Below are 20,866 nucleotides of genomic sequence, written 5' to 3'. Positions count from 1 at the left end.
CGTCCCGTCCACCGCACTGAACGCCCCCCATGCAGGATCCCCCAAGTGGCTATCAGAGCCTGGCCTGGGCCGGACTGATCGCCAACATCCTGGCGATCCCGCTCGGCCTGGCGGTGATTCTGTTGGATCCAGACCTGAAGGTCGCCAATCTGGTGGTGATCAGCAGCGCTGTCCTGCCCACGATCGTCGTGGGTCTTGTGGCCTGTATCGCCCTGCTGCGCTGGCGACGCTGGGGTCAGATTCTGGCGATCGTGGCCCTGTCCATGAGTCTGGCCACCAGCCTGTCCTACGGGATCGTGCGGCTTGCTCTGGTCGCCTCTGGCCGACCGCTGCTGGCCCTGCTGCTCCCCCTGGTGTGGATCGCCAACGTGGCGGTGCTGGTCTATTGGTGCCGGCCAGTGCATCGCCACTACCTGGGCTGAGTTCGGTAGCAACCGCTGCAAGGACAGGGAGGGGTTCCGGGATTGGATGTCATTTATGCGCCTCTCGTCCTTCACCATGCCCAGCCCCCAGCGCTTCGCCGTTGCACAGCAGATTCAGCAACGACAGCCGGTGGCCACCGCTCCGGTCCAGAGCCTTGAAGAGCTCTGGTGCAGCGACGTGTTCACGCTGGCCAAAATGAAGGCGGCGATGCCGAAGGAGATTTTCAAGTCGGTGCAGCGCACCATCAAGGACGGCAGCAAGCTTGATGTGTCGGTGGCCAATGTGGTGGCCCAGGCGATGAAGGAGTGGGCTACCTCACGGGGAGCCCTCTATTACTCCCACGTTTTCTATCCCCTTACCAACTCCACCGCCGAAAAGCACGATGGTTTCATCTCCCCCCAGGGAGACGGCAGCGCCATCACCGAGTTCACCGGCAAGCTGCTGGTGCAGGGCGAGCCGGATGGTTCTTCCTTCCCCAATGGCGGCATCCGCTCCACCTTCGAGGCCCGCGGCTACACCGCCTGGGACATCACCAGTCCGGCCTATCTGATGGAGACGGCCAACGGCGTCACCCTCTGCATCCCCACCGTCTTTGTCTCCTGGACGGGTGAGGCCCTCGACAAGAAGACCCCTCTGCTCCGCTCCAATGCCGCTGTCAATGCCCAGGCCCAGCGTCTGCTGGGACTGCTGGGCGAGGCCGAGATCGCCCCGGTGAATTCAAGCTGTGGTGCTGAGCAGGAGTATTTCCTGATCGATAACGCCTATCTGCCGCTACGCCCCGACCTGCTGCTGGCTGGCCGCACCCTGTTCGGCAAGTCATCTGCCAAGGGCCAGCAGTTCGATGACCACTACTTCGGCGCGATCCCCGAGCGGGTGCAGGTGTTCATGCAAGACGTGGAGCGTCAGCTCTACAAGCTCGGCATTCCCGCCAAGACCCGCCATAACGAGGTGGCTCCCTCCCAGTTCGAGATTGCTCCTTATTTTGAGGCGGCCAATGTAGCCACCGACCACCAGCAGCTGACCATGACCGTGCTGCGCAACACGGCCAAGAAGCACGGCATGGTGTGCCTGCTGCATGAAAAGCCATTTGCCGGCATCAACGGCTCCGGCAAGCATGTCAACTGGTCGATCGGCAACGCAACCCAGGGCAACCTCCTCGATCCCGGCAACACGCCTCACGAGAATCTGCAGTTCCTGCTGTTCTGCGGTGCGGTGATCCGAGCTGTCCATCTCTATGGGCCGCTGCTGCGGGCGGTGATTGCCACAGCCAGCAATGACCATCGCCTTGGGGCCAACGAAGCACCCCCGGCGATCATTTCGGTCTATCTGGGGAGTCAGCTTGAGGATGTGTTCAACCAGATCCGTGAGGGACGCCTGAGTAGTTCCTCCATCGGCGGAATGATGGATTTCGGTGTGGCGACCCTTCCCGAATTCCCCAAGGATGCCGGCGACCGCAACCGCACGTCTCCCTTTGCCTTCACCGGTAATCGCTTCGAATTCCGTGCCGTGGGCTCGGGCCAGTCTGTGGCTGGACCGCTGGTGTCTCTGAACACGATCCTGGCCGATTCACTGGCCTGGGTGTCCGATCAGCTGGAAGCCAAGCTGTCCAGTGGAACCTCCGTGGAAGAAGCCAGTCTGGTTGTGCTCAAAGAGGTCATGGAGAAGCACGGCAACGTGGTCTTCGGTGGTGATGGTTATTCCGATGCTTGGCATCGCATGGCTGTGGAGGAGCGGGGCCTCGAGAATCTGCGGACTACGGCGGATGCCCTGCCGGTGCTGCAACGTGCTTCCACTCGTGAACTGTTTGAGCACACCGGTGTGCTGACACCGGTCGAACTGGAGAGCCGTTTCGAGGTCTACGCAGAGCAATACATTCTTGCGATTGAAGTGGAAGCCAAGCTGGCTGTCCAGATTGCACGGTCTCAGATTTACCCTGCCGCCATGCGCTACCTGGGTGAATTGGCTGGCTCGCTGCAGTTGCAGACCGCCATGGGCCTGCAGGTGTCTCCTGAAACCCAGAATGCTGTTGCTTCTCTCAGCCAGACCTTGATGGAAGTCAGCGGCTCCCTCCAGGCGGCGATCGATCAGCCCCCCCACGGCACCGAGGCCCACATGCGGCACTGTGCAGACACTCTGTTGCCCTTGATGTCAGACCTGCGCACTGCAGTGGATGGGCTGGAAGCCCTGGTGGACGACAATCTCTGGCCCCTGCCTTCCTACCAGGAGATGCTGTTCGTCCGTTGAGGTTCGGCTGAGCTGGCTCATTGCCACCCATGCTCGCTAAGCCCCGAAGGACTCCTTCGGGGCTTTTTGCTGGCCCTGGGCTGGCCCTGGCGACTTGAACTTCTGAAGATGTCGTAAAGGTGACAGTCTGCAGCTGTCACAGGGGCCATGATCGTTCATGGTCTTTCTGTTGCTTGCCGATGTCTGCATCGATGTCGCCTGCCAGCGCTTCTCGTTCTCCCTCCTTGCGCAGCAGCACGTCTACCGCACCCCCGCGCCCCTTGGAGCGAGGTGGTGGCTTCAAGTCCGCTGGTCCACGCCTGTATCGGTTGGTCGACCTGCAGGGCCTGCCCCACCCGGTTCTGGATGATCTCTATGACTCTCTGGAAGCAGCCTGGAGTGAAGCGATCAGTTGGTGGCAGGAAATGGGTGGCGCCGTAGGCGGTCCGGTGGGAATTGGCGTTGAAGTGAGTACGAGCAATGGTGACTGGCGAACACTGAGATACCCAGGCTGTTGAATCAATAGCGATCGATTGAATAGATCCGCAAGGTTCCTGATCCAACGGCTGATGGTACTGGGTTGGGTCCAGCCGGAATCGCCTCCACCTGGAACATATACGTGTCAGCCTGTGCCGGGTTATGCCAGGGTTTGATCATCACCGTGATCGTGTTTCCCGGCGGTATCGGCTCCGGGAAACTCAACCTGAAGCGGCGGAGATCGGGGTCAAAGCTGGCTTCCACGGCGATCGGAGCCCCTTCCTGACGGGGCTTCCCTAGAAAGGCCCGGGTTCGCTCCGGGCTGAAGGGGAATTGCCAGTCGGCACCGCGGGTCTGCTGAATGGTGAGTCCTCCAAGTGATGCACCAGCATCCTCGGCAAGGGTGATGGTGAAGTAGTACTCCGCCCAGCGCTCAAAGACATTGGTGTAATAACTCCTCAGATCCACTTTCCAGGGGGCCCTGAGGAAGACCGTGCTGCCGCGTAGCTCGACAGCTCCAACCATCGAGGGCTGGAGTACCACCCCGCAAGCCAGACAGGACAACAGCACCCATCCAACCCGGTACCCTTTCCAGGGCCGCCGCCTTGTCACATTGAAACTGGTGGTCATGGCGTTTTTTCACGGGTTGCAGGGCTGGACTCTGCGAGTGCCGCCAACCTTCCCGGTGCGGACTCTGGAAGGGGAGGCAGAATTGGTGGAGGCAGGAGCCGAGTCAGATGGGGTGTGGGGTCGAGCGCCTCAACCGCAACGCTGCCACGGCGACGCAGTTCAAAATGGAGATGGGGCCCGGTGGCCTGCCCACTCATGCCGACACGGCCTATCGACTGGCCAGCCTGTACGGCGTCGCCAGGTTGGACATCCGTGGCTTCCAGGTGGGCGTAAAGGGTCTCAAGTTGGTTGGTGTGAGCCAGCACCACGGTGAGGCCATAACCACCAACGGCTTCAACCAGAACAACGGTTCCGGCAAGGCTGGCCCGCACGTTTGTGCCAGCGGGTGCGGCGAGATCGAGGCCCGTATGCATTCTCCAGGCCCCGCGGGCTTCAGAAAACCGCCAACCCCATGGATCCATCTGCTGGGTCGCTCCGCCCAGGGGATCCAGCAGAGGAGGAATGGGTTGTGCACCTGGAACCGGTTCGATGTGCCGCCCAGGCCGATCGCCCGACGGGCCCGCTGATGGCAGCACGTCGGCCACGGCCAGACGCGTAGGAATGGTCTCTGGTCTGGAGGGACTTCCTGGTGCTGGGGCCTCGTCCGATGAAGCCCAGGCTGGGACCGACCCCAGGACAACAAGCAGCAGGGCCAGCGAGCCTGAAGCGGCCATCACAACACCCGTTCGCATGGAACGGCCGGAACATCCGCACGGTGCGCGGGATCAGCGCCACCGTCCAGTGGCAGGGACAGCTTCAGCGACTGGCTGTCAGGAATGGACGCGGATCCTGATCCCGGCGGTGGCGCTGTGGGATGGCTGGTGGTTGCGCGTCGGGACTGCGTGGATCGAGCTTGGCTGTTTCTTCAAGGGCCTGGCGCAGCAGCCGGGCTGAATGCAGCGGCATATCACGCGGAACGCAGATGTGATCCCGCAGGTCACGCAGCTGGACGGCACTGCCTGGAGGTGGAACACATGCTGTGCCCTGGATCAGGCGGGTGAGGGTGGCGCGCAGGGCCTGATCAAAGCCGCTGTTGGCAGGATGGCGCTCCAGCAGCACAGTCCGATGGCGCAGAACCCTGGCGAGGGCTATGGCTGCGGCATCTGGCGGCATGGGCGCGGACGTTTCCGGATCGGGTTCCGCAATAGGCCAGGGACCCCGATCGATGCGGCTGGCGATGGCCTGCTGTTCAGCCGTGCCACTGGGATAACAGCCACCCATCTGGGGGGGCAGATCGTGGGCGTGGGTATGGATGTCGCTCTGGGTCCCGAGGTAGGTGGGGCGTTGCTCAAGGGCCTGGAACCAGCGATCGATGGCGGGATGCTCCTGACGCAAGGCGTAGGCCTTGTAGTACAGAAGGCTCGCCGCCATCCGCTCGAGATAAGGCACGAAGACGAGGTCAGCAGTGCTGAAGTCATTCAGCAGGAAGGGCCCCGGAGTGTGCTGCAGCGCTGCTTCTATGGACTGGGCGACATGGCGAAACCCATCACGTTGGCGGCTTTCCTCTTCGATGGAACGGCTCGGTGTGCAGAGCCACTGACACCAGGATCGAAAGATCAGGCGTTCCAGGCGCCGCAGGGGCAGCACAGTGGGATCGTTCATGCCTGGACCGAGCGGACCAAAACTTGTTTCCAGAGCCTCCAGGATGCGGTCGCTTTCGGTGAGCAGATGTCCGTCGATCTCGAGGGCGGGCAACATCCCCGAGGGAACCCGTTGGCGGAACCAGGACTCCTTCTCGCCGTAGCAGAACATCGTGACCTTGCGGATGCGATAGGGAACCCGTCGCTCTTCCAGCCACAGCCAGACCTTTTGACAATAGGGACACCAGGCGTGGTGGTCGCGATACAGAGTGACCCGCAGGGCAGCTTCAGGTTGCCCGAACAGCCTCAAGGTCGCCTGGGAATTGGTCAGACCTTCAACAGGATCGTCCAGTGAAGCTGCAAGCGTCTCGAGGCTGAGCCAGTCAAGTGGCAAGCAGGCCTCGAATGGGATTGGCGAAAGTTCGGAAGGCATGACAACAATCATGGAGTATCGAGCCTCTACTCGTGACGCTCACAAAACCAGCCACATAATAAAAACACCCCTCAGCCCAGAAGGACTAAGGAGCGAACTGATCAATAAAGGAATTTTCAGTAAGCAATCAGATCAGTGAGCTTCAGATCAGAGTGACATCTCCGGATTCACCGGTCCGGATGCGAATAGCATTTTCGACGTTGGTAATAATGATCTTGCCGTCGCCAATCTCACCGGTCTGGGCGTTCTTGAGCAGAGCCTCCACGACCTTGTCACAGCTATCGTCAGTCACCACCAAGGTCAGGAGAGTCTTGGAGAGAAGACGTGCTTCCACCTTCACACCGCGATACACCTCTGTGTGCCCCATCTGTTTGCCGAAGCCTTGGACGGTGGTTACGGTCATCCCATTGATGCCCAGTTCCACCAGTGCGTCCTTGACGGGATCGAGCTTTTCGGGACGGATGATGGCCTGAATCTGTTTCAAGGCTTTGGCAAGTGGCTGGATCTCCACTTTGTCAGGGTCCGCCCGGAGGTGTGTAGCAAATGTTGCCAGATGCAACGACAGATGCGACGAATCGCTGACACAGCTGCCGCTTGCATGGGAATCAGCCAGACGGTGTGGATTGAGGAATGACAGGCCCCTGGAGGCACGGATTGGCGATTTGGTAGCGACGGACACTTAGCAAAGGTGCCTTAACGAGCACTTTTGGACCTCAGGGAAGGGCTTCATGGCCTTCCACTCCCGTGCAGCCTCTGCTTTTTTTTGAGTCATCACGCTCCATGACAGTTGCTCCGCGCGCCCCCAGACGCACCGCCTCGAGGTGTCTGCAGGAGGCCAGTCTCATTGAGGCTCCGTCGCTGATTGTTCGCAGCATTCGGGGTCTCTCATCCCAACGCTCCCTCACCTGGCTGGCCTGCGTGCCACTGGCCTTGCTTGGTTTGGGCGTTTTCAACCTGTCGGCCCACGCGGCTGAGCTCCCTGAGCTCACGCCAGCGTTCCTGGCCAACAACATGTTCATCTTTGTCTGCGCGATCCTCGTCGTTTTCATGAACGCCGGTTTCGCCATGGTGGAGGCGGGAATGTGCCGGCAAAAAAATGCTGTCAACATTCTGCTGAAGAACCTGATTGTGTTTGCTCTTGCGGCAAGCGCCTATTGGTTGATTGGCTTTTCGCTGATGTACGGCGATGCGCTGGTTGATGGTTGGCTGTACTTCAACGGGCTTTTCTTTGATCCCGAAGTAACTGCTGAAATGGTCACCGAAGGCAGCCTTGTTCCTTCTGTTGACTTCTTCTTCCAGGTTGCATTTGCTGCTACGGCGGCCACAATCGTTTCCGGCCTTGTTGCTGAAAGGATCAAGTTTGGCGAGTTTGTTGTTTTCTCGCTGATTTTGGTTGGATTTCTCTATCCCATTGCCGGCGCTTGGCAATGGAATGGTGGATGGCTTTCCAGTCTCGGTGGTGAAGCCGGTGGTTTCATTGATTTTGCTGGATCCTCGATCGTTCACTCCTTCGGAGCCTGGGCTGGCCTGGTCGGTGCAATCCTGCTTGGTCCCAGGATCGGTAAATTCGTGGGCGGCAAGCCGATGGCTTTGCCTGGTCACAGCATGGCCATTGCGACTCTCGGTTGCCTGATCCTCTGGATCGGTTGGTATGGATTCAACCCTGGATCCCAACTCGCCATGGATCAGGCTGTTCCTTACATCGCCGTGACCACCACTTTGGGTGCTGCTGGTGGTGCGATCTCCGGAACTGTCATCTCTCAGATTCGAGGTGGAAAGCCCGACCTCACCATGACCATCAATGGCATCCTTGCCGGTCTGGTCAGTGTCACGGCGGGATGTGACGGCATTTCGATGGCTGGTGCCTGGGTCATGGGCTTCATCGGTGGCGGCCTCGTGGTCTTCTCGGTTGCCTTCATCGACGGCCTGAAGATTGATGATCCTGTTGGTGCCTTCTCCGTGCACGGCACCTGTGGAATCTGGGGAACCCTTGCAGTTGGGCTGTTCAATCAGGAGAAAGGCCTGTTCTACGGCCATGGCTTCACCCAATTCGGCTATCAGATCGTCGGCGTCCTTGCCTATGGCATTTTCGCTGTGATCACCTCTTTGATCGTTTGGTCGATCATTGGTGCCATGTTTGGAGGCATTCGGGTGTCAGAGTCTGAAGAAATCGAAGGTCTCGACATTAGCGAGCATGGCATGGAAGCTTATCCTGAATTTGCATCTTCTGCAAAGTGAACTTTAAATTCCGATAATCCTCATTAGGGTTTCAGAATTTAGTTGATTCAATCACCGCTCCTGGGCTTGCTCTCCGGATCGGTGATTTTTATTGTCGACAGGGGAGGCCCTTAAAGGTTAGGAGTTTCTTTGAATCAGGAGATAAGACACATGTTTCTTGATCCTCTTTTGTTGGGGGCTTCTTCTCGCATTTTTGATGACATGCGCAACAAAGCATCAGCGATATGGTCTTTCCTATTTAGTTAGCCATCAACCATCAACCATCAACCATCAACCATCAACCATCAACCATCAACCATCAACCATCAACCATCAACCATCAACCATCATCGTCTTCTAGCAGAAGCTGCTGAAAAGCGGCATACAGTTCTTGATTCTGACTCTTCAGTTCGGCTTCATGTCGTCCGGCTTTTTCGGTTGTTTTGCCTCGCTGCTTCCCCTGCCGCCCTTGCCGTTGTTGGCCGCTGGACCGGACTCGCCGATTGTCATCCAGAGCGTCTGCCTTCACGGGCTCAGGGTTGCTGGATGTCTTCACCTCCATCTGACGTAACCGATCCATGAGATGGGGCGGCACTGTCCCGTCGGGACTGACCCGCATCAGCTGGCGAAACAGTTCGGCCGGGTCCTCTTCGGTTTCAACTTGATGGCGTCGCTCACTGGTCGTATGGCCAGGCGCTGGCTTGGGCTGAGGCAAAGGCAGCGGCTGTGGTAAGGCTCGTCCCAGCTGCTTCAATCGTTCCAGGCTATGGGCATCAAAGCTCATGATGGTCAGCATCCCAGGGTGTCGCGGGTGTTGCGACCAGTGATTGGGTTGGTGCCGCTGGCTGAGGCACAGAGAGTCTTGAGCGCATCGGCGCGCAATGGAACATTGGTGAAGTCGGCACCATCGATGGCCACACTCTGAAAGCGGGTGTTGAAGGCAAAGGCATCTTCAAGCACCGCATCGCGAAGGTCGGTTCCATTGAAGACCGCCGAATCCAGAGTGGCTTCGCGCAGATCCGCTCCTCTCAGGCTTGCGTCCTGCAGCTTTGCGCCGAACAGGCTGGCGCCGCGGAGATCGGCTCCAGTGAAATCGGCATCGCGCAGGTTGGTGAGGTTGAAGGTGACACCACGCAGATCCGCTTCCCGGAAATCCGCCCCGATCAGCACCTGCTTGGCATAGTCCATCGCTGCTGGAGCAGGTGCTGCCCAACTCAGAACACCCAGCAGCATCACGATGGCGCTCAGGCATCCAGCCAGCAAGCGGCCCAGACGTTCCAGTTTGAGCCCTGCGGAGTGGCATGGCACCAGGTCCAGCAGGCTCGGAGAGGCTCCTTGGGAGGCCCTGGCCATAGCGAATCGACGGGTGGTCCAACCCTAGGAAAAGTTTGGGACGGTCTTCCTGCCGCGATGACACCGCTGGGGAACTCTGCTCAAGTCACCCCATGCTCTGGATCGATGGGACTCCACCGACGATGCAAAGCCTCCACCCGGGAGCGGGGTCAGGGGGCAGAGGACTGGGCGGCGTTGCTGCTGCAGCGACATGGCTGGACCGTGCTTGCCCGCAACTGGTGGTGCCGCTGGGGTGAGTTGGACCTGGTGTTGGCAAAGCCCCGGCGGTTGCTGCTGGTTGAGGTGAAAGCGCGGCGGCGTTCAGGCCGTGATGGAGGCGGTGTAGCGGCCTTCGGCGTGATCAAGCGGAGGCGTCTGGCCCGGGCATGGGCGTGCTGGCTGGCAGCCCATCCCCATCTGGGAGATCGGCCGGTGGAGGTGGTGCTGGCCCTGGTACCGCTGCCGGTGGGGCTGGATGCGGTGCGCTGGTTGCGGATTGAGGCTGGTCTGGGTTGAGGGTGGTCTGCTGGCAACCACCGCTCCTAGGGCGCCTGGGTCGGGGGCGGATCAGTGGTGTATTCCACCGAGCAGCGGTAGCGGGTGTTGTTGAATCCCACCCCGAATTCTTCGCAGCGCTGCCCTGTGACCGTGGCTCCGGCAGGGATCTGCTCCATGGCCCGCTGCAGGGCATTGGACTTGTCCCAGACCGATTCAGCGGTTGCACTGCCGGCCTGGGCCGGTGACGGCCAGGACAGCACCGTGCCGATCAGAGCGCAGCCGATGCAGATCAGGTTCGGAGGGTGGCGGAGCATGGACGATCTCTCGCAACGACGAGCAAGGCTTCTCTCTTTATAGCCAGGCTGGGCCTGTGGCGCTGCAATCTGGATGCTTGTTCCCGGCCTGCCATGACTTTCGCTGCCCACCGGGCGCGCAAACGCTTTGGCCAACACTGGCTGATCGATCAGAGCGTTCTGGATCGCATCGTGGCCGCCGCTCAGCTTGGGCCTGAAGATCGGGTCCTGGAGGTGGGGCCTGGACGCGGAGCCCTGACGGAACGGCTTCTGGCTTCGCCGGCGGCATCTGTGCAGGCGGTGGAGCTGGATCGTGACCTGGTTCAAGGCCTGCGACAGCGCTTTTCAGATGATCACCGCTTTCATTTGATCGAAGGCGATGCCCTCGTGGTTGCCTTGCCAGCAGCCGACAAAGTGGTGGCCAACATCCCCTACAACATCACGGGACCCCTGCTGGACAGGCTGTTGGGCCGCCTCGATCGGCCCGTGGAGCCGCCCTACGCACGCCTGGTGTTGCTGGTGCAGCAGGAGGTGGGAGAGCGGATCCGAGCCCGTCCCGGCAGCAGTGCTTACTCGGCGCTGAGTGTGCGGATGCAGTTGCTGGCGCATTGCCATTCGGTCTGCAGTGTGCCGCCTCGGTGCTTTCAGCCGCCGCCGAAGGTGATGTCCGAAGTGATTGCCCTGGAGCCGATGGCGGCTTCCGACCGCCTTGAACCCCGTCTGGCCCGGGCCGTGGAGTCGTTGCTGCGCCGCTGCTTTGCCGCCAGGCGCAAGATGTTGCGCAACAGTCTCTGCGGCCTTGTGGGTGACCAGGAGTTGCTTGCCGTGGCGGCAGAGGCCGGGATCGACCTTCAGGACCGACCCCAGATGCTCTCACCTGCCCAATGGGTGGCCCTGGCTACGGCCCTGGAGCCCTATGGCTCTCAGGTTCAACCAAGCGGAGGAGAATCGAGCTCCACTGAGTGCTGAACCCAGCTCCTGCAGACTCAGGCCCAGTCCACGCGGCAGATGCCGCCGCCGCCTGTTGCCATGGCTGAGCTCATTGTGCGGGCCCCCGCCAAGATCAATCTGCACCTGGAAGTGCTGGGTCTGAGGCCGGATGGCTTTCATGAGCTGGCCATGGTGATGCAGACCCTCGATCTGGAAGACCGGCTGTGTCTGCAGGCGCGCCCTGATGCGGAACTGACCCTGTCGAGTGATCGGTCTGACCTTCCGAGTGATGGCAACAATCTGATTGTGAAGGCTGCGGATCGGTTGCGGCGCCACGTGGGTCGGCTCGACCTCGGCGCGTCCATGCGCCTGGAGAAACGGATCCCGATCGGAGCGGGGCTGGCGGGAGGAAGCAGTGACGCGGCGGCGGCCCTTGTGGGCCTGGATGCCCTTTGGAATCTGCAACTGAATCGCTCCGAACTGCTGGATCTGGCGGCAGAGCTCGGCTCCGATGTGCCGTACTGCCTGGTCGGCGGTACCCAGCTCTGTTTCGGGCGAGGTGAGCGGCTGGAGCCGGTGCCCTTGCCCGAGCCGCCGCGCCTCGGGGTGCTGCTGATCAAGCATCCCGATGTGAGCGTGTCGACCCCCTGGGCCTACGGGTTATGCCGCCTGCGGAGGCAGGCCACCTATGTGGAGGGTGAATCCGCTTTTGAGCAGCGCCGTCAGGCCCTGCGGCAGGGGCCACTGCTGGCGGCTCTGCAGGGCCATGGCCCTTGGCCGCCCTTGCGCAACGATCTCCAGACGGTGGTGGAGCCAGAGGTGGCCTGCGTCCGTGAGGGGCTGGTTCTGCTGCGGCAGGCCCCGGGGGCCGAGCAGGTGGCGATGAGTGGGTCTGGTCCAAGCCTGTTTGCCCTGTTCAGCACGGTGGCCGATGCGGAGAGGGCCCTGGAACACCTGGCGACGCCACTGAGGGACGCTGGCTTCGAGGCCTGGTGCTGCCGCTGCAGCAGCTCCGGTGTCAGCCTGGACCCAGTCGCCTGTGCCGACCGATGAGTGAACCCGAGGAGGCGACGCCCTCCACAACCACCCAGCCCCGCAAGGGCCCGCTCAGCTTTCTCTCGGGTGCCCTCACCAGTGCCCTGCTGGGCTGGCTCAGCCTGGGGGTGAGCCAGCGGGTCGTGGGGTACTACATCGACCATCCGCCCAGCTACGGCTCGGCGATGGCCCAGAGCATCGCCACCGCCGTGAAAACCCTGGTGGTGGGGATGTGCTTTCTGGCCACCTTCAGCTTTGGCTTCATCGGCCTGGGGCTGTTTCTGGTGTTCCTGCGCAGCCTGGTGCCTGCCGGAAGCGAGCAGAGTCCTTAAGCTCGGGGACCTCGCACGGTCTTCCCTGATGGTGGACCTGATCCGATGACTCCCCACGACCTGGGCCTGCTGGTCACGTTGCTGCTGCCGGGCCTGCTGCTCTCGGTGCTGCTGCTGAGCACCTTTGCAGCGGGCGGCTGAGATAAGTTGGCGCGAATCTGGACACCGCTTGGCAGTGGCTGAAACTCTTCTGTTCAACGCCCTGCGCGACGCCATCGACGAGGAGATGGCCCGTGACCCCTACGTCTGCGTCATGGGAGAAGACGTGGGCCAGTACGGCGGCTCCTACAAGGTCACCAAGGATCTCTACGAGAAGTACGGCGAACTGCGGGTGCTGGATACGCCCATCGCCGAAAACAGCTTCACAGGCATGGCCGTGGGCGCTGCCATGACGGGCTTGCGCCCGATCGTGGAGGGCATGAACATGGGCTTCCTGCTGCTGGCCTTCAACCAGATCTCCAACAACATGGGGATGCTGCGCTACACCAGCGGTGGCAACTACACCATTCCCACCGTCGTGCGCGGCCCCGGTGGGGTCGGGAGGCAGCTGGGCGCGGAACACAGCCAGCGCCTCGAGGCCTATTTCCATGCGGTGCCTGGCATCAAGATCGTGGCGGTGAGCACCCCCACCAATGCCAAAGGCCTGATGAAGGCCGCGATCCGCGACAACAATCCGGTGCTCTTCTTCGAGCATGTGCTGCTCTACAACCTCTCCGAGGACATCCCCGCCGGCGACTACGTCTGCGCCCTTGACCAGGCCGAGGTTGTGCAGCAGGGCAGCGACGTGACGATCCTCACCTATTCGCGCATGCGTCACCACTGCCTCAAGGCCGTGGAGCAACTGGAAGCCGAGGGGGTCAGCGTTGAGCTGATCGACCTGATCAGCCTCAAGCCCTTCGACATGGAGACGATCTCCCGCTCCATCCGCAAGACCCACAAGGTACTGGTGGTGGAGGAGTGCATGAAGACCGGCGGCATCGGCGCCGAACTGATCGCCCTGATCACGGAGCACTGCTTCGACGATCTCGATGCGCGGCCGGTGCGGCTGTCCTCCCAGGACATCCCCACCCCCTACAACGGTGCCCTGGAAAATCTCACGATCATTCAGCCCCACCAGATCGTGGACGCTGCTCGGCAGCTCAAGGCGGGCCTGATCTGAGATGGCACGACAACAGGGGTGGTTCGCCCTGATCCTGGCTTTGGCGATCGCCGCTGGAGCCCTTCTTGCCAGCTATCCCTTGCAGCTCGGTCTGGATCTGCGCGGCGGCAGCCAGCTGACCTTGCAGGTGCTGCCGGCCGGTGCCATCAAGACAGTCGACAAGGAACAGCTCGAGGCTGTCAAGGAGGTGCTCGATCGCCGCATCAATGGCTTGGGCGTGGCCGAATCCACTCTCCAGACGGTGGGTAACGACCAGATGGTTCTGCAGCTGCCCGGCGAGCAGGATCCCAGTCGTGCCGCCAAAGTGCTCGGCACCACGGCCCTGCTTGAGTTCCGCACCCAGAAGCCCGGGACTGAGCAGGCCTTGCGCGGCCTGCTGGCGCTCAAACGCCAATCCGAAGCCGTTCTACGCAGCAAGGAGCGCCGCACCGCAGAGGTCAACGAGCCGCCCACTGCCCCTGGAGCTCCGAATCCGGAGCCGCCGCCTGATTTCCAGGCCGACGAACTGGCCGATGCCATGCGCAGCATGGGCCTCACCGTTCCAGCCGGCAGCAGCGAAATTGACCAGCTCAGGTTGCTCCTGGAAGCGGTCAACAGCCGGGTTGTCGACCTGTTTGAACCCACAGGCCTCACCGGTAAGGATCTGGTCACTGCCGGCCGCCAGCAGCAGCAGAGCGGAGCGGGTTGGGAAGTGACCCTCGGGTTCAATCGCGAAGGCGGGGAGAAGTTCGCCACCCTCACCCAGTCGATCGCCGGCACAGGTCGCCTGCTTGGGATCGTGCTGGACGGTCGATCGATCAGCGAGGCCACCGTGGGACCTGAGTTCAAGGCTGCCGGCATCGCCGGTGGCTCCGCCAGCATCACCGGCAACTTCAGTGCCGAGGAAGCGAGGGATCTGGAAGTGCAGCTCCGCGGCGGCTCTCTGCCCCTGCCTGTGAAGGTGGTGGAGGTCAGAACGGTGGGTCCGTCCCTTGGGGCTGAAAACGTCCGTACCAGCTTGTTGGCCGCTCTCTCAGGCCTGGCTCTGGTGGCGGTTTTCATGGTCTGGGTGTATCGCCTGCCGGGCCTGGTCGCGGTGGTGGCCCTGAGCCTCTATGCCCTGTTCAACCTGGCGATCTACGCCCTGATTCCGGTGACCCTGACCCTGCCGGGGATCGCAGGCTTCATCCTGTCGATCGGCATCGCGGTCGATGCCAACGTTTTGATCTTCGAGCGGGTCAAGGAGGAACTGCGCCAGGGCACCACCTTGATCCGATCGATCGATTCCGGTTTCTCCCTTGCCCTGTCGTCGATCCTCGATGGGCACGTCACGGGACTGATCAGCTGCGTCGCCCTGTTCGCGCTCGGCACCGGCCTGGTCAAGGGTTTTGCCGTGACCCTGGGGATCGGTCTTCTGCTGAGCCTGTTCACCGCACTGACGTGTACCCGAACCCTGCTGCGGTTGCTGATGAGCTATCCAAGCCTGCGCCGTTCCACTTACTTCCTGCCTGCCACCCAGCTCCCCGGCACCGCCGCATGACCGCAAGCCTTGCTTCCCTTCCACCCCTTCGCTTTTTCCGCATCAGCCGGCATCGACGCGTCGCCTGGATCGGGTCTGGGGTTGCCTGCCTGTTGAGCCTGATCGGCCTGGCCATCTGCTGGTTCACTCCTTCCATCGGTGCACCCTTGAAGCCGGGGCTCGATTTCACCGGCGGCACCCAGATCCAGATCGAGCGTGCCTGTGATCCAGGCGCCTGCTCAGTAATCAATGGACAGGAGATCCAGCAGCGCCTGGCCCGGATCAGCCTCCCCAGCGAAGCAGAGGAGCAGGCACCGAACATCTCCAGCGTCGCTGTGCAGGTGCTGGATCAGGGCCAGTCCGTTGTGTTGCGGTTGCCCGCTCTGGCGCCGGCCCAGAGCGCTGCGGTGATTGAGGAGATAGCCGCGGATGTGGGTCCGCTCGATCAGGCCGGTACCTCGGTCAATACGATCGGCCCCACGCTCGGAGCGCAGCTGTTGCAAGGCAGCCTGATTTCTCTGCTGGTGAGTTTTGCGGCAATCGCGGCCTACATCACCCTCCGGTACGACCGTGTCTATGCCTTTCTGGCCCTGCTGGCTCTGGGTCACGATGTGCTGATCACCTGTGGGGTGTTCGCCTGGCTGGGTCTGCTCCAAGGGATTGAGGTCGACTCGCTCTTTGCCGTATCGCTGATCACCGTGGCCGGCTATTCGGTGACAGACACCGTGGTGGTGTTCGACCGGATTCGGGAGCAGAAATCCCTGATTGGCCAGTTTTCGCTCATCGATCAGGTGGACGTCGCTGTGGATGCCACCCTCACCCGCTCGCTCTACACCTCGCTCACCACGCTGTTACCACTGCTGGCCCTGATCTTCTTCGGAGGTAGCAGCCTGTTCTGGTTCGCTGTGGCCCTAACCATCGGCATTTCTGTTGGCAGCTGGTCGAGCATCGGCATCGCTCCGACCCTTCTGCCACTGCTGTCCCGTTGATGGAGACCCCAGTGCGGCGAGGCAGGGCAGGCCTTCTTGTCCCGATCGCCCTGTTGCTGTTCGCCCTCGCGGATCTTCGGGTCGAACTGCAGCTGTTGCTGGATCACGTGACCCTGACGGCACTGGGGTTTGCGATCCGGGCCCATCCCCTGGCCGTGTTGGTGCTGCTGCTGCAACCGTCGCTGTGGCGGCACTACCGCCGCTGAGTGTTGGCCAGCACGGATTCAGCCATCCAGCTCGCTTCTGCAGCTCCCGCTCCCGCTCAGTCAGATCGCTGGTAGTCAGCTGGCTCAATCGCTTCGCGGCCGGGTTCCATCCCAGCGATCCATGATCTCGGCCACTACCACCTCCTGACCGATCACCTGCAAGACCACCACCAACGGCAGGGCAATCAGCACGCCGGGCAGCCCCAACAGGGCTCCCAGGCAGAGCTGGGCCATCAGGGCCACGGTAGGGAGCAGGTTCACCGTTCGGCTGAGCAGCACCGGTGTGAGCAGAAAGGCCTCGCCGTTCTGCAGCACCAGCCGCAGCATCAGCACCTGCAGCACCTTGGCGGGCGAAACCAGCAGGGCCATGGCCAGGGGCAGCAGGGTGGCAGCCGTGGGACCGATGGTGGGCACGAACGTGAGCAGGGCACAGACCAGCGCGCTGAGCAGGGCCAGCGGCACGCCCAACAGGGAGAGTCCGGCCCAGGTGAGCAGACCCACCACTACGGCCGACAGGGTCATCCCGGCCAGCCAGCCCCCCAGGGCTTCGCGGCAGTCTCCCAGCAACTGCCGCATGCGCAGCCGGTAGAAGCGCGGGGTGGCCGCCACCACCAGTCCTTGATGGCTGCGGGGATCCAGGGCCAACAGGATGGCGAGCAGGACCATCAACACGAGCTGGATGGTGCTGTTGGCAGCACCACCGGCCACCCCGATCAGCTGGCCTCCGAGCGGTTGAAGATTCTCCCAGGTGCTGCCCTCCAGCAGTTGCTGTTCAAGCCGATCAAAGCCGGGCACGTTGGCGGCGAGTGCGGCCAGCTTCTGGGTCAGGGCGGGCAACAGCTGGATGAGGTCGTTCACCTGGGTGAACAGCTCCGGCAACAGCAGGCCGCCCAACTGGGTGCCGGCCACCAGCAGCACCAGCAGCACCAGGGCAAGGGCTGCCGGTCGGTTCAGGGGCAGCAACCGACGCAGCAGCGTGATCGGAACGTCGAGCGCCACCGCCAGAACGATCGCGCCGAACAGAATCAGCAACACCCATCGCAGCTCCCAGGTCAGGAGGCCCAGCACGATCAGGGCGAGGGCACCGAGCAGGGTGCGCGAACTCATGGCGCAGCGGCCCTCTGCGCCTTCCAGGGATCAAGAATGTCGCGGATCACGATTTCCCGCACGATCACCTGCAGGCACACGGCCAGGGGCAGGGCCAGCAGCAGGCCCAGAGGGCCGAACAGCACCGTGAACAGCAACTGGGCCATCAGGGTGAGGCCCGGGAGCAACTGGAGCTGGTGGTGCATCACCGAGGGAGTGATCACGTAACTCTCCAGGTTCTGAATCGCCACATAGAGGCCAAGCACCGCCAGGGCCTTCCAGGGGCTTTCCAGCAGGGCCACGGACATGGGAAACAGGGTGCTGAGGGTAGGGCCCACATTGGGGATCACGTTCAGCAGTCCGGCCAGCAGGGCGTTGGCGGCCACCAGCTTCACCCCGAGCAGAGACAGGCCGATGGCCGCCAGAACCCCCACGCAGGTGGAGCTGATCAGGACCCCTACCATCCAGGCACTGAGGGCATTGCCGCACTGAACCAGAACGGCGCGGAACCGCCTCCGATAAAACGACGGCACCAGGAGCAGCAGAGCCTCTCGGTACGCCTCCGGCTGGCTTGCGATCATCAGCGCCACCGCCACCACAAACAGGGTCTGGATCAGGCCGGCGCCGACATTGCCGGCCAGTCCAAGGATGCGAACGGCGCCGCCGCTGAGATGGGAGGCCAGATCACCGGCGGGATTGGCCCCTTGCAGCCCCTGCTGCAACCAGGAGAGAGTGCCATCGCTTCGGCCGTACAGCATCCTGCTGGCGCTGTCCATGGCCTGCCGAAGCAGTTCAAGCAAGGCACGACCAGCCTGGGGAATCTTCTGCAGGAGCTCTGAAAACTGCCCCACGAAGGCAGGGATCACGGCAGTGCCGACGACCAGCACCACAACCAGCAGCAGTGCGAGGCTGAGCAGAAGTGCCAGTGGGCGCGGACAGCGCAATCGATGGCGCAGCTGGCCCACCAGGGTGCAGAGCCCCATCGCCAGCACAACCGCGGCGAACACCAGAACCAAGGCCTCCCGCAGGCTCCAGAGGAGCAGCAGGGAGGCCACCAGGGCAGCAAGCCCGAGCCACTGGCCGAAGGTCACGATCCCATCCTCTGCTGGTCGAGCCTGGCCTCAGCTGGGATCAGGAGTCCTCGTCCTCGCTTTCCTTGTCTTCCTGGCCCGAAAATCCCAGACCATGGCTGTCGGCATAGCGCTCAGCGAAGCGCATGAACCGCTCGAAGTCGGTGGTGTTCTTCCAGGTGTAGGTGGCCTCCAGGGCGCTGGCCTTGCCGTTCACGAAGCGGGCCTTGACCTCGCGGGTCACCATCTCGCCTTCTTCGTCCTGCATGAACATGCCGGTGATGTCGCCCAATGCTTCGGGTGCCAGGGCCTGAGGCTCTTCGAATACGAACAGGGCCTGCCCGGTGCGGCCATCGCGGGAGCGGGTCAGACGGATATCGGGCACCACCGGCTCATCCACACCACGGAAGAACTGAATGGCGGCACCCATGATGGCTCGGGCAAAAACTGATCCTAGGCAGACACTGGCTCGCTGCCCAGCAGGTGACTCTCCAGCCGCATGGCGGCTTCCGTGTCGTTCAGGCCGCTGAGATCAAGCCGTCCCAGGCTGGGCGCAGGGTGACGATCCAGCTCGTGGTCGTAACAGCGGTCGTAGTAGTCGAGCATGGCCTTGCAGGCGCTGGCCCAGTCCTGGGCTGCGATCGCCTTCAGGGCAGCGTCCGTGCGCTGTGGACCCAGCCGCCGAGCGATCCGTCCGGTGGCCTGGCGCAGGCCGTCGGGATCCTGGAGGCCGTACACCGCCACCAACCGATCGATCCGTTCCGACTCGGTGCGCTGGATCTCCAACACCGGCGCCTGCAGCATCTGCTGCCAGAACGCCCGCGGAATCCGGCAGCGTCCCACCTGGGCGCTTTCGGCTTCCACCCAGATGGCGTCGGCGTTGCGTTGGTGCAGCAGCGCCAGCGCCAGTCGATTCTCGAAATGTTCGCTGGTCGGCTGTTCCGGTTGTCCGAGGCCGCCGAAGCTGCTGCCACGGTGATGGGCCAGGCCCTCCAGATCAATCACCGCCATCCCCCGGGCGGCCATTGCCTCCAGCAGATCGGTCTTGCCGCAGCCGGTACGTCCCCCCAGCAGCTGCAGCGGCCAGGGCTGCTCGAAGCTCTGCAGCACCCAGCGACGGAAGGCCTTGTAGCCCCCCTCCAGCAGGACCACCGGCAGATCCAGGGTGGAGGCCAGCCAGGCGACACTTCCCGAGCGCATGCCACCACGCCAGCAGTGCAGCCGCAGATCGGACACCTTCCGTGCTCCGCTGCAATCGGCGTTGGCCAGTTCGCTCAGCCTGTCTCCCAGGTCAACCAGCCTCGGACCGACCAGCTCCAGCCCGCGCCGAACCGCACTGGGGCGGCCCTGCTGTTTGTAGAGGGTGCCGATCTCGGCGCGCTCCTCATCGCTGAACAGGGGCAACGAGCAGGCGCCGGGGATGTGGCCCTGGCGGAACTCGCCGGGGCTGCGCACATCCACCATCGGTCCAGACGCCGCCAGAAAGGCACTGACCGGCAGTGCCGCAGGCTCTGCGGAGGTGCTGGCGATCCCAGGCAGCACCGTGGGATGCAGGTCAGAGGATCGGCTGTCGCGGAGGCTCATGGCGGTGGGGCGCTGCGCGTCATCAGACCCGACTGACATAGTGGGCCAACACTGGCTCCCCTTCTGGCTGGTTCCCCACCATGCTCTCCGGTTCCCCGGTTTCCGTCGCCGCCAGTGCGGCGCCAGATCAGCTGCTGGAGCGCTTCCTCTCCGCCTCCCCGCGTCAACGGCGCAGCCTGCTGGGCCAGCTTGAGAGCCGCGCCTCCGAGCTGGCTCCGCTGATCGGTGACCGCCTTGATGGCTGGGATGCCACCGGTGACGACTGGGCCCTGGGTTTTCTGCTGCAACTCCTGCTCAAGGCGGGCGATCAGGAGCTGCGCGAGCAGGTGCTGGCCCGCTATCCGGACGGCTGGCTGGCGGTGACCAGCGGTGCAGGGCTGGACTACGCCCCTCTGCAGCGCCATCTGATGCTGCAGGACTTCGAGGCGGCCGATCGGATCACCAGTGAGCTGTTGCGCCAGCTTGCCGGCAGCGGCGCCATGCAACGGGGCTACGTGTATTACAGCGAGGTGCCAGCTATTGCGGGCGTGGACCTGGAGAGCCTCGATCGGCTCTGGCTGGTCTATTCACGCGGTCGCTTCGGTTTCTCCGTTCAGGGTCGCCTGCTGGCCGCCTGTGGCGGTCGCTGGGAGCTGCTCTGGCCACGCCTGGGCTGGAAGCACGAGGGCCTCTGGACACGCTATCCAGGCTCCTTCACCTGGTCGATCGAGGCCCCCGAGGGACACATGCCCCTGGTCAACCAGTTGCGAGGGGTGCGGCTGATGGATGCACTGCTGCGCCATCCCGCCCTGCGGCAGCGCATCGAGAAGGCCGCGGGGTAGGGTCAATTCCG

General features: G+C 62.6%; 23 protein-coding genes. 12 read left to right on the top strand and 11 right to left on the bottom strand.

The genetic code is table 11. The annotated features are described in order from the left end of the window. The first annotated feature begins 29 nt into the window (after positions 1-29). Together VB777_RS07490 and VB777_RS07485 are read left to right on the top strand one after the other, a co-directional pair. Positions 30-422, top strand: coding sequence for a Hepatitis C virus core protein (locus VB777_RS07490; protein ID WP_323248054.1), 393 nt, complete (start codon positions 30-32; stop codon positions 420-422). Between the two features lie 76 nt (positions 423-498). Next, positions 499-2,667, top strand: coding sequence for a glutamine synthetase III (locus VB777_RS07485; protein ID WP_323248052.1), 2,169 nt, complete (start codon positions 499-501; stop codon positions 2,665-2,667). Between the two features lie 498 nt (positions 2,668-3,165). Here the strand turns inward: VB777_RS07485 and VB777_RS07480 are convergent, their stop codons facing one another. The 4 genes from VB777_RS07480 to VB777_RS07465 all read right to left on the bottom strand — a co-directional run bounded on the left by VB777_RS07480 (position 3,166) and on the right by VB777_RS07465 (position 6,289). Beyond that, entirely contained in the window at positions 3,166-3,648 is a 483-nt protein-coding gene (locus VB777_RS07480) for a DUF2808 domain-containing protein (RefSeq protein WP_323248049.1), read from the bottom strand. A 101-nt stretch (positions 3,649-3,749) separates the two neighbouring features. Then, positions 3,750-4,166, bottom strand: coding sequence for a M23 family metallopeptidase (locus VB777_RS07475; RefSeq protein WP_323248046.1), 417 nt, complete (start codon positions 4,164-4,166; stop codon positions 3,750-3,752). A gap of 382 nt (positions 4,167-4,548) precedes the next feature. Next, complete coding sequence (locus VB777_RS07470; RefSeq protein WP_416238322.1) at positions 4,549-5,805, bottom strand: glutathione S-transferase family protein; 1,257 nt, start codon at positions 5,803-5,805, stop codon at positions 4,549-4,551. Positions 5,806-5,947: 142 nt separating this feature from the next. Then, positions 5,948-6,289: a P-II family nitrogen regulator gene (locus VB777_RS07465; RefSeq protein WP_197172415.1), complete on the bottom strand. Its 342-nt coding sequence runs from the start codon at positions 6,287-6,289 to the stop codon at positions 5,948-5,950. 296 nt (positions 6,290-6,585) lie between these two features. Here VB777_RS07465 and VB777_RS07460 point away from each other — a divergent pair, with 296 nt between their 5' ends. After that, positions 6,586-8,043 carry an ammonium transporter gene (locus tag VB777_RS07460; protein WP_323248043.1) on the top strand — a complete coding sequence of 486 codons (1,458 nt, stop codon included), beginning with the start codon at positions 6,586-6,588 and terminating at the stop codon, positions 8,041-8,043. 319 nt (positions 8,044-8,362) lie between these two features. Here the strand turns inward: VB777_RS07460 and VB777_RS07455 are convergent, their stop codons facing one another. Together VB777_RS07455 and VB777_RS07450 are read right to left on the bottom strand one after the other, a co-directional pair. Beyond that, complete coding sequence (locus tag VB777_RS07455; protein WP_231605257.1) at positions 8,363-8,818, bottom strand: hypothetical protein; 456 nt, start codon at positions 8,816-8,818, stop codon at positions 8,363-8,365. After that, positions 8,812-9,255, bottom strand: coding sequence for a pentapeptide repeat-containing protein (locus VB777_RS07450; RefSeq protein WP_197159257.1), 444 nt, complete (start codon positions 9,253-9,255; stop codon positions 8,812-8,814). The genes VB777_RS07455 and VB777_RS07450 overlap by 7 nt, the downstream gene beginning before the upstream one ends. 225 nt (positions 9,256-9,480) lie before the next feature. On the opposite strand from VB777_RS07450, the gene VB777_RS07445 reads away from it, so the two are divergent. Beyond that, complete coding sequence (locus VB777_RS07445; protein ID WP_197155281.1) at positions 9,481-9,870, top strand: YraN family protein; 390 nt, start codon at positions 9,481-9,483, stop codon at positions 9,868-9,870. 26 nt (positions 9,871-9,896) lie between these two features. On the opposite strand, the gene VB777_RS07440 is transcribed toward VB777_RS07445, so the two are convergent. Then, positions 9,897-10,166, bottom strand: coding sequence for a hypothetical protein (locus tag VB777_RS07440; protein WP_197155283.1), 270 nt, complete (start codon positions 10,164-10,166; stop codon positions 9,897-9,899). Positions 10,167-10,259: 93 nt separating this feature from the next. On the opposite strand from VB777_RS07440, the gene rsmA reads away from it, so the two are divergent. The 7 genes from rsmA (at position 10,260) to VB777_RS07405 (ending at position 16,294) form a co-directional block, all read left to right on the top strand. Beyond that, entirely contained in the window at positions 10,260-11,114 is an 855-nt protein-coding gene (rsmA, locus tag VB777_RS07435; RefSeq protein WP_323248039.1) for a 16S rRNA (adenine(1518)-N(6)/adenine(1519)-N(6))-dimethyltransferase RsmA, read from the top strand. 60 nt (positions 11,115-11,174) lie between these two features. After that, positions 11,175-12,128, top strand: a complete 954-nt coding sequence (gene ispE, locus VB777_RS07430; protein WP_322756980.1) for a 4-(cytidine 5'-diphospho)-2-C-methyl-D-erythritol kinase — start codon at positions 11,175-11,177, stop codon at positions 12,126-12,128. Beyond that, complete coding sequence (locus VB777_RS07425; protein ID WP_197170168.1) at positions 12,125-12,442, top strand: DUF3082 domain-containing protein; 318 nt, start codon at positions 12,125-12,127, stop codon at positions 12,440-12,442. The genes ispE and VB777_RS07425 overlap by 4 nt, the downstream gene beginning before the upstream one ends. Before the next feature lie 175 nt (positions 12,443-12,617). Then, entirely contained in the window at positions 12,618-13,601 is a 984-nt protein-coding gene (locus VB777_RS07420; protein WP_197170169.1) for a pyruvate dehydrogenase complex E1 component subunit beta, read from the top strand. Between the two features lies 1 nt (position 13,602). Next, positions 13,603-15,120 (top strand): protein translocase subunit SecD, encoded by a 1,518-nt coding sequence (gene secD, locus VB777_RS07415; RefSeq protein WP_197155304.1) that lies wholly within the window; start codon positions 13,603-13,605, stop codon positions 15,118-15,120. Beyond that, on the top strand, positions 15,117-16,088 hold the full coding sequence (gene secF, locus VB777_RS07410; RefSeq protein WP_323248032.1) for a protein translocase subunit SecF: 972 nt from the start codon (positions 15,117-15,119) through the stop codon (positions 16,086-16,088). The genes secD and secF overlap by 4 nt, the downstream gene beginning before the upstream one ends. Before the next feature lie 53 nt (positions 16,089-16,141). Further along, on the top strand, positions 16,142-16,294 hold the full coding sequence (locus VB777_RS07405; protein ID WP_323248030.1) for a hypothetical protein: 153 nt from the start codon (positions 16,142-16,144) through the stop codon (positions 16,292-16,294). Between the two features lie 84 nt (positions 16,295-16,378). Here the strand turns inward: VB777_RS07405 and VB777_RS07400 are convergent, their stop codons facing one another. From VB777_RS07400 to mnmH, 4 genes are read right to left on the bottom strand one after another with little or no spacing between them, the layout of a single operon-like run. Continuing rightward, positions 16,379-17,401 (bottom strand): AI-2E family transporter, encoded by a 1,023-nt coding sequence (locus VB777_RS07400; RefSeq protein WP_197155316.1) that lies wholly within the window; start codon positions 17,399-17,401, stop codon positions 16,379-16,381. Continuing rightward, entirely contained in the window at positions 17,398-18,471 is a 1,074-nt protein-coding gene (locus tag VB777_RS07395) for an AI-2E family transporter (protein ID WP_323248027.1), read from the bottom strand. Before VB777_RS07395 ends, VB777_RS07400 begins: the two co-directional genes overlap by 4 nt. A 40-nt stretch (positions 18,472-18,511) precedes the next feature. Further along, a complete protein-coding gene (psb28, locus tag VB777_RS07390; protein ID WP_197155328.1) occupies positions 18,512-18,880 on the bottom strand; it encodes a photosystem II reaction center protein Psb28 in 369 nt (122 codons plus the stop codon). A gap of 23 nt (positions 18,881-18,903) precedes the next feature. Beyond that, positions 18,904-20,034: a tRNA 2-selenouridine(34) synthase MnmH gene (gene mnmH, locus VB777_RS07385; RefSeq protein ID WP_323248025.1), complete on the bottom strand. Its 1,131-nt coding sequence runs from the start codon at positions 20,032-20,034 to the stop codon at positions 18,904-18,906. Between the two features lie 80 nt (positions 20,035-20,114). Here mnmH and VB777_RS07380 point away from each other — a divergent pair, with 80 nt between their 5' ends. Then, on the top strand, positions 20,115-20,855 hold the full coding sequence (locus VB777_RS07380; protein WP_322756975.1) for a GUN4 domain-containing protein: 741 nt from the start codon (positions 20,115-20,117) through the stop codon (positions 20,853-20,855). Positions 20,856-20,866: the final 11 nt, after the last annotated feature.

This window comes from Synechococcus sp. CCY9202 (genome assembly GCF_034931685.1).
GTDB lineage: Bacteria > Cyanobacteriota > Cyanobacteriia > PCC-6307 > Cyanobiaceae > CBW1002.
Note: the sequence above shows the minus strand (reverse complement) of the source record. Positions and strands in the feature narration are given on the sequence as shown.